We start from the raw sequence: 11818 nt of genomic DNA on the forward strand, positions 1-11818 counted from the left end.
GTTTAGATAGTATGGATTTTAAATTTTTTGGTTAATAACTTTTAACCGGATTGATTAAAGTGTATCTTTATTATATTTAATTTGGACTGATAACTTTAATTTCAGAACATTAAGAAAAATTGTATTAATTTTATAGAGCAAAACATTATGAACAATCTAATAACCAAAACTTCCACAATGCAAGCGCTGGTTCTGTGCGATATTGGCAAGTTAGAAGTCCGTCAAGTTCCTAAACCTCAAGTTGCTTCTAATCAAATTCTGTTAAGCTCATCAGCAGTTGGTGTATGTGGTTCAGACTTTCACATTTTTTCTGGGGAAAGCAATTTTAATAAGGATAAATATGGTCAACCTATCCCCCTACTCCAACAACCTCAAATTCTAGGCCACGAAATTGTTGGTGTGGTAGAAGAAGTGGGTGCCGAAGTTCAAGATTTGTCTGTGGGCGATCGCGTGGTTCTAGACCAGGGTTTAAATTGTTTGAGTCAAAAGGGAAAATCTCTATGCGAATATTGTCTTACTGGAGATTCCCACCAATGTGAAATTTATCAGGAATATGGTATTACTGGTTTAGCAGGAGCGTTCGCTGAATATTTGACAGTTCCTGCTGTGAATGCCATTAAAATCAATTCTGACTTGGAAAGCGTCCAAGCTGTTCTTACAGAACCTCTTGGTTGTATAATTCACACATCTGATGTAGTAGCCAAAACCCGCACCCGCTATAAAATAGGTGCTGAAGAGTGGGAGCGTCGGGTCCAATCAATTCTAATTTTTGGAGCTGGTCCTGCGGGACTTTTATTTATTCAGTACCTACGCAACATCCTGGGATATGATGGTTTAATTCTGGTCAGCGAAACAAATGCTCAAAAACGTGAGTTAGCTAAGGGTTTTGGCGTAGATGTTATAGATCCTCAAACGGTAAATATTGTAGAAGCAGTGAGAGAAAAGACAAATGGACGGTTAGTAGAGTATGTAATTGATGCTTGCGGAAATGGTTTGATTTTTAAATCTATTCCCAGTTTGATGCGTAAACAAGCAACGTTTCTGATGTACGGTTTTGGACATGGGGGAGTAGATTTAAGTGTGTTAAATAACCTCCAATTTATAGAGACAACATTAGTCTGTGCTACGGGAGCTTCTGGAAAATTAGATGCTCATGGACGCTCATTAACCTATTCTCAAGCACTCAGAACGTTGGAAGAAAAACAGATAGATGTTTCATCATTAATTACACACCGTTACTATTCCCTGGAAACTGTAGCACAAGCATTTATTAATGACTACAAATTGTCAGATTATATTAAAGGTGTAGTTGTATTATGAGCAATTTTGGGATGAGTGAAAAACAAAGGCAATAATAACAGCTATTTTAAATATTGTCGCTAGTTGGAAATGCCATTGCATCTCAAACTATTCTTTAGGAATTTACCATAAATTTTCAGTTTCAGTACCAATAGACTTTTATCTTTTTTTGTAGATTGCCAAACTATTATCATTATTAATACCTTGAAAATCAAATCCTGCTTCATCAAATAATTTTTGATAAGCATTCTGTCTGAACAAGGTAATTGTTAGTTTTTCTTGAGCGATAATTTCACCATCTTTCTTAAAGAAATAGCTTTTTTTACGAGTGTGATAATCTACTTTATCTTCTAATTCCTCAATAAGTTGAGAATATATAATTCCTCCAGGTAAATTTTTTTCAAAATTAATCCCAGACTTTTGTATACTTAACAAAAGCAAACTTCCTGTTCGTAAATGACGAGCTAAATTTTGTAATCCTTTATAGTTAGCTTGAACATCAGGAATATGACTCACTAACTCCAAGCGATCGCCACAACTAATAAATAGCCAAACTCCTGCATGAGATATAGCAACATCAAAGGTTTTATTTAATTCCATTGTTAGGGCATCAGCTACAATCAACTTAGCTTTATTTCCCAAACGTTTTTTAGCAATTTCCACAAAGGATGGTGTAATATCAACTCCAGTAAACTGACAAGTATTGTCAATTTCCATGTACTTTTCTGCAAGTAATCCTGTTCCTACTCCTATTTCAAGAATCTGACAATTATTACCTACAATTGAGTATGCTTTCTTAGCTATATTATGGTAGTCATAGTAGCCAGACATCATCAACAAATCATAATAATTAGTAATTCCTGTATATTGATTAACCATTTTTTTTACTGAAATTTATTAGCAAAATTTTCATAGTTAATTATATCAAAAATTTATCTTTTTTTGATAAAAATTATATTAGTTAATATTGCTTTTACCTCCTGATTTTATCAATAGCTGATGGCTAAATACTTACTTTATTTCAATAATGCCATCTGAATGCCTGCATTTATAAAGCTAATTACCGATATCAGGAGGCTATCTGATGGCTGTTTGTTTACCGAAAAATAAAGGTATAAAGCCTCTCCATTCATGGAGAAAAAGCGGTCGTTTGCGAAGCATTCCGTCAGGATGGGATGGCGAGGTTTCCCGAANGCTAAATACTTACTTTATTTCAATAATGCCATCTGAATGCCTGCATTTATAAAGCTAATTACCGATATCAGGAGGCTATCTGATGGCTGTTTGTTTACCGAAAAATAAAGGTATAAAGCCTCTCCATTCATGGAGAAAAAGCGGTCGTTTGCGAAGCATTCCGTCAGGATGGGATGGCGAGGTTTCCCGCTCTTGCAGAGCCACTTCGTTAACGCCATATCCAATCGACCAAGAGAAGAAAAAAAATCCTTGAGCGCCAATCCTCTTTTTTATAAGAAGAGGTAATTCTCAATTCTCAATTCTCAATTCTCAATTCTCAATTCTCAATTCTCAATTCTCAATTCTCAATTCTTGAAGTTTTATCAACAGATAAATATGATTGATCATCCCTAAATTTTCTGGGAAAAATAACCATAATTATTCAGGAATTTGCCATAAATTTTCAGCTTCAGTACCAGCAGTTCTGATTCTCAACTTTTGACTTAATCTCTGAGTTTGATAAACAGAGAAATGTGACTTCCAATCTCCTACTTTTCCGTTACGAATAAATGGAGTCATATTAGCAGGACGTTGACTAGACCAACGACTTTGATTTTGGCTCATGTTAGTAAAACTTGTATGATGAAGAATGCTTTCTAGAATTTGTGGATTTTCAATTTTTTCTAGATAATTATCACCTAAAAATTTTGCTATAGCAACAATATTCATCTTCGGATTATTTTTCATGGATTCATAAGTTAAAAACAGAACATTTTGATCGTTTTTATGTTGCACCCAAGAAACCAAATTATCGAAGTAATCTCCCCAATCTACTTCTCCATTAATAAAACATTCAAAAAAATCATCAAATGTACCTTCAGCAAAATCATAATATTTGACAAATCCTTGAGTATGATAATAAAAAGAAACAGCACAATCAAAAGGATTACGAGCTATATAAATGTATTTTGAATTGGGATTATAAGGAGTTAAATCGTAAGTTAAATGAGTTTTTATAAAACGAGGTTCGGATAAAGATTTAACAAAATCATTTCCCACTTCTTCCAGATGAGGAACTTCTAAATTAATATTTTTACCCACAGGAAATAGTTCTCCATCATGGGATAACATCCAAACAATATGTTGAGTCCAAGTTGTTCCACATTTAGGATAAGTAACAATAAAAGTGTCTGTTGCTTGAGCTTGATATGTAAGTCCAGAGTCCCAATTTTCTGGGGGAAATCCCATTGGTAGACGAAAATTTTTGTGCAGCGTATAGCTTGGTTTTAGACCTTTTCTCATCCTAGTTATTAAAATTATTTTCAGTGAATAATTAAATTTTTATATCTTTTATATTTTACTTCAATTATGTATAAAATTTACTATAGCAATCCTATTTTAGTTGTAATATTTTGGTGGTAGGGGCGTTTTCCTGACGGAATGCTCCGCAAACATGTCGCGCAGCGAAACGGCCGTTAGCTTCGCATAACTATCGTTAACGCCCGTACAGGAGTAGGAGTCAGGAGTCATAATTTTCAAAGCTTTCAGTTTAAATTAGCTATTATAAAACTTATAACAACCTATGCGCGGATTGCTATAAGAATTGACAAAGTATTTTTTTTATAGTGCAAATAGTATTCTTTTGAAACTTAGAATGTGGGAGCTTTTCTGTTATACCAATTACCATGCATTAATTCTATACTTCAGCTTGACTTCAGAAGTCAAATAGTTACCAAGATTAAAAGTCTGTTATTGACAATTATTAGTTAGTTAGTATAGGTTTTTCCTACTTTTAACCTCTCTCGTACGGACGTTGCATGCAACGTCCCTACCCACACTTCCCACACTTCCCACACTCCCCCACCCAATCATATATAGCATTCATGCATGATAAATGGTATTACTTATTTGCTGTTCCTTGTCTTTAGTCTAAATCACTACTTCTACAAAATTACTGAATAAAAAAAGGAAAAAATAATAGAAATAGCTGTCTAAGAATAAATTGGATCAGCTCATTTTCAGCATATATCTTCGAGTTGCACCTTCTTTTAGTATTATTTTGTTAAAATGGTCTAATTATTTTTATGTTCAATCCTCCTCCAGAAATATTTTAAAATCCCAGAGATTATTATCGTAATCCCTGGATTTTTGGTATTTTAATTATTGTGGTTATTTTCCTATTTATAATTATGTTTTCTCTAGAATCTCAATCCGAATTTTTAACCGACCCATTTCTCCAAGCTCCGACAGAAAATTCTGTACAAGTTGTTTGGTTCACTGAATTTCCTGGCAAACGAAATTTTGTAATTTATGGTGAAAATTTGAATCAAGTTGTTGAGGCAAATACTACTAAATTGAGTCGAACTCGTGAAGACCAAGATTCTTTAGTTGGAAAACAAACAGAAAAAGGTTTAATTTATCAGCAACCTATAATGAGAGATATCTGGCGACATGAAGCAAAAGTTATTGGTTTAACTCCTAATAATTCTGTGCCATATCAAATTATTAGTGAAAAGGAAAATGGGGAAAAAATGAGGAGCAAAATTTTTAATCTGGCTCCTAGACCAACCTCTGGTAAACCTTTAAAAATCCTCCTAACTTCTGACCATCAATTAAAACCAATGAGTTCTGTAAATCTGCAAAAAGTAACAGAAACTTTTGATAAATTAGACGCTATTTTTTTTGCTGGAGATTTAGTTAATATTCCTGACCGAGCTTCAGAATGGTTTGATGATAATCGAGGAAATGCTTTTTTTCCGAATCTTCAAGGTAGAGCTAATTATGAATTAGAAAAAAATGGTAAAAAAACTATTTATACAGGTGGGAAGTTAATCCAAAATATGCCTCTGTTTCCAGCAATTGGCAACCATGAAGTTATGGGTATATTTTCCATGAAAACCTCTTTGAATTATCAATTTAGTCAGCCATACCCTAGAGAAGCTGCCAAAAATTTATATCCACAAAATCCTCAAAATATTAATCCTGATACCTGGTTAAAAAATAATTCTTTTAATACAGACACTTACCAAGAAATTTTTACTCTGCCTCAAAATAGTTCAGAGGAAAAAAATTACTACGCTGTAACTTTTGGCGATGTACGTTTAGTAGTTTTATATATCACAAATATCTGGCGAGTTCCCCATTTAAAAGATAATGCTAGAGGCAAATATCGGGAACGAAAAAAAGATTTTGACAATCCTGCTGAATGGGGTTACGGTCAACATATTTTTGAACCTATTATTAAAGGTAGCGAACAATATAATTGGTTAGAAAAAGAACTAGCAAGTCAGGAATTTCAACAAGCTAAATATAAAGTAGTTATGTTTCACCATCCGCCTCATTCTCTAGGTGAAAATTCTATTCCTGCTTATACGAATCCCATCCAATATATTGACCGAGATGAAAATGGCAAAATTACCATGATTCGTTATGAATATCCACAACAAAATGACTATATTATTCGAGATGTTTTACCATTATTAGAAACTGCTGGAGTTCAGTTAGTATTTTACGGGCATTCTCATCTTTGGAATCGTTTTGTTAGTCCAAGTGGGATGCACTTTCTTGAAACATCAAATGTGGGTAATAGTTATGGAGCTTATCTAGGAAATAAAAAGCGAACTGTTCCTCAAAATTATCAAGAAAAATATGCTGAAGTTGGTAATCCCAATGGTCTAGAACCGATAATTCCAACCATCGCCCCTTTACTAGATGAAAATGGTAAACCTCAACCTTATATTGCTAGTAATGACATTACAGCTTTTAGTATTTTTGAGACAGAAACAGGAAAAGTTAGTAGTTACTATTTCGATACTAGAAAGCCTAATTCTGAAGTCGTAAAATTTGATGAATTTCAACTATTTTAGTGACCATCAAATAATTAATAATTAATTCTTGCCTAACGCTTTTTGGGAATTGTTATATAGCAATCCTCCGCATATTCGTGGCAAAAAATCTTACTACTTTTTAGGGAACAGGCAACAGCTCATCTGGCAACAGGCAACAGGTGAGAGTTTCAACTTTTTTATTTACTTTTTAATTACCCGCAACATAAGCGCGGATTGCTATATACTATTTATCAAAAGTAATGCTACACTTGGAAAGTGTCAAAATAACCATCAAAACAACAAATACTATTAAATCTTTATATCAAGTCAATAAATAGTATTTATAAATAGAAGTTCTAATCATGGCAAAGTTTTTAATAATTGATATTATCTCAAAGCAAAAAACATTTTTGACACGACTAAAATAGGATTTATACCATTTTGATAAATATTTGCTACAAATAACTAGGGAATTTTTGTTTGAGTCAGGAGTCACGAGTCAGGAGTCGCATGGGAATGCCTTTAATACCATGTTTTAGATCGGAAATTATCTTTTTTGTCAAAGATAAATCTTCTGAAAAATGTTTTTATCCCCCTTACTATTCGTAACATTCTTTTTTCAAATTGGTATTATATAGCAATCCTCCGCATATTCGTGGCAAAAATCTTACTGCTTTTTAGGCAAGAGGCAAGAGGCAACAGGCAACAGGCAACAGGAGGGAGTTTAAACTTTTTTATCTACTTTTTGATTTGTCGCGACCTATTTAGGATTGCTATATATCTAATTTTTGAATAATTGTCAATATAAATCATCTTTTTTTGTTGTACTAAAAAACTGGATATGCCTTAGCCTCTGTTGCTATTGCCTTTTCCGGCAAGAAATTTATTTATATCTCCAATAAAAAAACTATATGATTCCAGAAAATATTGAATCAAAAAAAGCTCTTTTATTAGTAAATCCTCATGCCAGAAAAGTTCAAGATAATCTAAATTTAGCCTTAACCTATTTACAAGATTTTGGCTTAGAAATTATCTGCAAAGAAACTCAATCTCCACAGGATTTCAACCATTTTATTCAAGAGTATAAAAATCAGGTAAATCTGATAATTATTGGTGGTGGGGATGGCACATTAAATTTAGCCGTAGATAGTCTAGTCGAAACAGGTTTACCTCTAGGAATTTTACCATTAGGAACAGCTAACGATTTAGCTCGAACTTTAGGAATTCCTGTTTCTTTATTTGAAGCTTGTCGAGCGATCGCCACTGGCAAAAAACGTTATATAGATTTAGGAGTAGTTAATGGCAAATATTTTTTCAATGTTGCGAGTATAGGATTAAGTGTAGATATTACTAATAATTTAACCAAAGAAGCAAAGCGTCGGTGGGGTGTATTAGCTTATGCTATTACTGCCAGTAAAATGATTTTACAAAGTCGCCCTTTTAGAGCAGAAATTCGTTGTAATGGTGAATCAAAAATAGTCAAGACTTTACAAGTTGCTGTAGGAAATGGCAAACATTATGGAGGTGGGATGACTATTGCTCACGATGCAACAATTGATGACCAAAGGCTAGATTTATACAGCCTAGAAGTGAAATATTGTTGGCAATTTATTGGTNAAAATAGTCAAGACTTTACAAGTTGCTGTAGGAAATGGCAAACATTATGGAGGTGGGATGACTATTGCTCACGATGCAACAATTGATGACCAAAGGCTAGATTTATACAGCCTAGAAGTGAAATATTGTTGGCAATTTATTGGTATGTTACCTTCTATATGGAAAGGGAAATATCAAGAAAGTTTTGGTTTTCGTTCCCTCTCTAGCTCCGTAATTAGTGTTTATACTCGTAAACCTCGTCCTATTAATACTGATGGAGAAATTATTACTTATACTCCTGCTCATTTTCAAGTAGTTCCTTTAGCTTTAGCAGTTATGGTGCCGAGGAAATTAACAACTGAAAAGGAAAAACTGCAACCTGTAGTACCAATTTTATAAATGAAGGAAGAGGGAAGAAGGAAGAAGAGTTGAGTTATCTAGGAGAGAAGGAAGAAGAGTTGAGTTATCTAGGAGAGAAGGAAGAAGAGTTGAGTTATCTAGGAGAGAAGGACTAAATATTGAAAAAAAAGGGAACAATGATAGAGATGGCTGCTTCCTTCTTATACCATTTTGATAAATGTTTGCTACGAATCTCTGTTCCCTGTTCCCTATAACTAGAGTTGTGTAACATTCTTTTTTCACCCTTTATATTACTTCCTATTTCTCCCTACTTCTTACTTCCTATTTCCTATTTCCTATTTCTTACTTCTTCCTTCTTCCTTCTTTCTTCTTACTTCTTCCTTCCTACTCAAACATGACAGAAAATTTAACAATTCCCATCCATGAAACATTCCAAAAAACTATTCAAGGAGAAGGCTATTGGACAGGTACGCCAGTAGATTTTATTCGTCTTGCTGGTTGCCCAGTAGGTTGTCATTATTGTGATACTGGTTATGCGGATGGAGGAGTTGGTTTACCCAGACAAATGAGAACTTTTGATGAGTTAATTAATGAATTATTCTCTCCCAGAGTTATTATTTCTGGTGGTGAACCTTTTATTCATAAACAACTACCTACCTTAGTAAAAAGAATAGAAGCTACTGATAGAAAAGTTTCAATAGAAACCTCCGGTTGCTATTGGCAAGATATTTCCCCTAAAACTTGGGTAACTCTTAGTCCAAAACAACATATTAGTCCTAAATATCCAGTTTTACCGCAAATGTGGAAACGGGCTTCAGAAATAAAATTAGTGATAGAAACTGGCAAAGAATTAGAATTTTATAGTAAAATTTTATTAGATAACAATAATATTCCTGTTTATCTACAGCCTGAATGGTATAGTCGCAATTTCACTCTACCGTTAGTCCTAGAATTACTTCAGGAATATCCTTATTACCGACTCTCTGTGCAGTTACATAAATATTTAGGACTGCAATAACTAAACTATTAATTGAAAAGGCCGGGTCTTATAAAGTCCTAAGAAGCTCAATTTTCAATAGAACTGAAAATCCTTTTAATTCAAGGCCACAAATCTTTTAAATGTCCTGAAGGAATTAAACTCAATATCCACGAAACAACTAAGTGGAGAAAAATTGAAAGTTGAGCAAATGGCCTTGAGCTTTCCTCTTTCCTTAATCCTCCTACTAAGGGAATTTTAGATAGACAAAAAAAGCTGCCTATTTGGATTAATGATTAAATCATTAATTTCCTTATAGACAGCGAGTTCAGAACTGCAGATGGAGATACACCCTGATAGTTGAATAAAAAAGTAGATACCCCTGATGGATAACTCCTAGATGGACTAATTACCTGATGGTTTAACTCCCTAATGGCTTAGTCTCCACATCCCAAATACCAGGATTGGGGAGAAGATAGTAATAATACTACTAACACCTTACTTCCGGCTTTTGCGATCCATCAGGTCGTGCCTATGCTTCTTTTATAATTACAGACTGATTCTTTGGNGAATAAAAAAGTAGATACCCCTGATGGATAACTCCTAGATGGACTAATTACCTGATGGTTTAACTCCCTAATGGCTTAGTCTCCACATCCCAAATACCAGGATTGGGGAGAAGATAGTAATAATACTACTAACACCTTACTTCCGGCTTTTGCGATCCATCAGGTCGTGCCTATGCTTCTTTTATAATTACAGACTGATTCTTTGGAATACAAGAGGGCTTTTGCAAAAACCCACTTTTTACAGTTTGCAAGAGTGTCAGTAGTCAATTCCAAATAACAATCACAGGGTTCATCTACTACTACTATGAAACAGAATATTATTGCTTTAGGGTTAATAGCCTCCGCAGGCTTGACGTTTTTTCATGTCCCAAAGGCCAATGCCTGGAATTTAGTGCTATCTAATCAGACTGGCATTGAAGAGAGTCAGATATTAGCTAAAGATTACACAGGCCAAGGTGAGGATGGGGAAGAGGAAGTAGACACAACAAGTAAATAAAATATAAGGAAAGCCGAAATAACTTCTTGGGGATAGTATAGACAGATTAGACTAGATTTAGAGCTGGGTAGAACTCTTTGTTACTGATTAGAGTTCTACCTTCGATTATTCTATTAATAGTATTATCGACCAAAACGATGGACACAACAACTACTACACGCAGAAAAAGGGTTATTACGAGAACTGCAGAAAGAAGACAAGCTACCCCTAAAGAGAGACAGTTAATCCATCTTTTAGCTAATCTGGGATGCAGTTGCGCTAAGNTTAGACTAGATTTAGAGCTGGGTAGAACTCTTTGTTACTGATTAGAGTTCTACCTTCGATTATTCTATTAATAGTATTATCGACCAAAACGATGGACACAACAACTACTACACGCAGAAAAAGGGTTATTACGAGAACTGCAGAAAGAAGACAAGCTACCCCTAAAGAGAGACAGTTAATCCATCTTTTAGCTAATCTGGGATGTAGTTGCGCTAAGTATGCCTTCAAACACTCTAATAGCAAAGGAAAAATACCCCCTGAAGACCGAAAGCGTTTGGCAGAGTGGCACTTTCTCCGGTTACAGCAAATTCGCCGAGTAGAAAGGAGTCTTGAACCTGTAGCCCAACTTAAACGTGTTTATTATCGGAGCAAACTTAGTCCCAGATCCCTAAAATCCCTAAAACTATTATGGGCTGAAGATGACAAACAAAGAGTTAAACGGCTTGACCCCGAATTGGACGAACTCTTAAGTTTCACTCTTAACCTAGGAGATACCCTCAAGCAAATATTTCACACTATCGAATCTAGGGNAAGGAGTCTTGAACCTGTAGCCCAACTTAAACGTGTTTATTATCGGAGCAAACTTAGTCCCAGATCCCTAAAATCCCTAAAACTATTATGGGCTGAAGATGACAAACAAAGAGTTAAACGGCTTGACCCCGAATTGGACGAACTCTTAAGTTTCACTCTTAACCTAGGAGATACCCTCAAGCAAATATTTCACACTATCGAATCTAGGGAACGGGTATTCTCTAGAACTCCCATAAAAGGAGTAGGAGTAGTACCATTATGGGTTCAAGAGTGGGAAGAGTCTGACTACGATATTAATTTCTTTCCTCCTTCCTTCCCAGATTGGGCACAAATTGTCGATGACTAATATCAGTTATCAGTCTATCAGTACCTCCAACTGAGACCCTATTATTGAAATACTGAAGTTTATTTTTTTTCATCCCCTATCCAAGGGGAGGCTTTAGACCTCCTGGTTTTGGTAAGGAAGAAGGAAGAAGGCTTTCATTACCTAGAATAGAAGGCTTAAAAGCCTGAAAAAAATTAAATTTCCTGTAGATATTCACCCTTGGGTTTACACAAACAATACCAACGGACATGATATAACCTCCCTGAAAAAGTAGGATATATCTAGGAAAAATTCTAGTATTTCTATTTTATATCTCCTATTTTCTGGAGATATAAAATAGAGAAAAAAAGAATTAATTGATAATTTATGGATAATAATTTATTTGCTTTTTGATTTCTGGAT

General features: G+C 34.5%; 8 protein-coding genes. 6 read left to right on the forward strand and 2 right to left on the reverse strand.

Translation table 11 applies throughout. From position 1 onward, the window contains the following. Positions 1–147 precede the first annotated feature (147 nt). Positions 148–1320 (forward strand): zinc-binding dehydrogenase, encoded by a 1173-nt coding sequence (locus AFK68_RS27210; protein ID WP_094676724.1) that lies wholly within the window; start codon positions 148–150, stop codon positions 1318–1320. A gap of 138 nt (positions 1321–1458) precedes the next feature. Here the strand turns inward: AFK68_RS27210 and AFK68_RS27215 are convergent, their stop codons facing one another. Both AFK68_RS27215 and AFK68_RS27220 read right to left on the reverse strand, forming a co-directional pair. After that, positions 1459–2178 carry a trans-aconitate 2-methyltransferase gene (locus AFK68_RS27215; RefSeq protein WP_094676726.1) on the reverse strand — a complete coding sequence of 240 codons (720 nt, stop codon included), beginning with the start codon at positions 2176–2178 and terminating at the stop codon, positions 1459–1461. A gap of 732 nt (positions 2179–2910) precedes the next feature. Continuing rightward, positions 2911–3774 (reverse strand): sulfotransferase domain-containing protein, encoded by an 864-nt coding sequence (locus AFK68_RS27220; RefSeq protein WP_094676728.1) that lies wholly within the window; start codon positions 3772–3774, stop codon positions 2911–2913. Between the two features lie 887 nt (positions 3775–4661). Between AFK68_RS27220 and AFK68_RS27225 the strand changes: the two genes are divergently transcribed. The 5 genes from AFK68_RS27225 (at position 4662) to AFK68_RS27245 (ending at position 10296) form a co-directional block, all read left to right on the forward strand. Next, positions 4662–6338, forward strand: coding sequence for a metallophosphoesterase (locus AFK68_RS27225; RefSeq protein ID WP_094676730.1), 1677 nt, complete (start codon positions 4662–4664; stop codon positions 6336–6338). Between the two features lie 872 nt (positions 6339–7210). Beyond that, the coding region (locus AFK68_RS27230) for a lipid kinase (RefSeq protein WP_143438344.1) at positions 7211–7915 on the forward strand (705 nt) is incomplete at its 3' end. A gap of 58 nt (positions 7916–7973) precedes the next feature. Then, positions 7974–8294, forward strand: a complete 321-nt coding sequence (locus AFK68_RS42685; RefSeq protein WP_371357586.1) for a hypothetical protein — start codon at positions 7974–7976, stop codon at positions 8292–8294. 355 nt (positions 8295–8649) lie between these two features. Then, the gene (locus tag AFK68_RS27240; protein ID WP_094676734.1) at positions 8650–9273 is read left to right on the forward strand and encodes a 7-carboxy-7-deazaguanine synthase QueE; all 624 of its coding nucleotides are present in this window, start codon (positions 8650–8652) and stop codon (positions 9271–9273) included. An 831-nt stretch (positions 9274–10104) separates the two neighbouring features. After that, positions 10105–10296 (forward strand): hypothetical protein, encoded by a 192-nt coding sequence (locus AFK68_RS27245; protein ID WP_094676736.1) that lies wholly within the window; start codon positions 10105–10107, stop codon positions 10294–10296. The last annotated feature ends 1522 nt before the right edge of the window (positions 10297–11818 follow it).

The sequence above is a fragment of the Hydrocoleum sp. CS-953 genome, assembly GCF_002260545.1.
Lineage (GTDB): Bacteria > Cyanobacteriota > Cyanobacteriia > Cyanobacteriales > Microcoleaceae > Trichodesmium.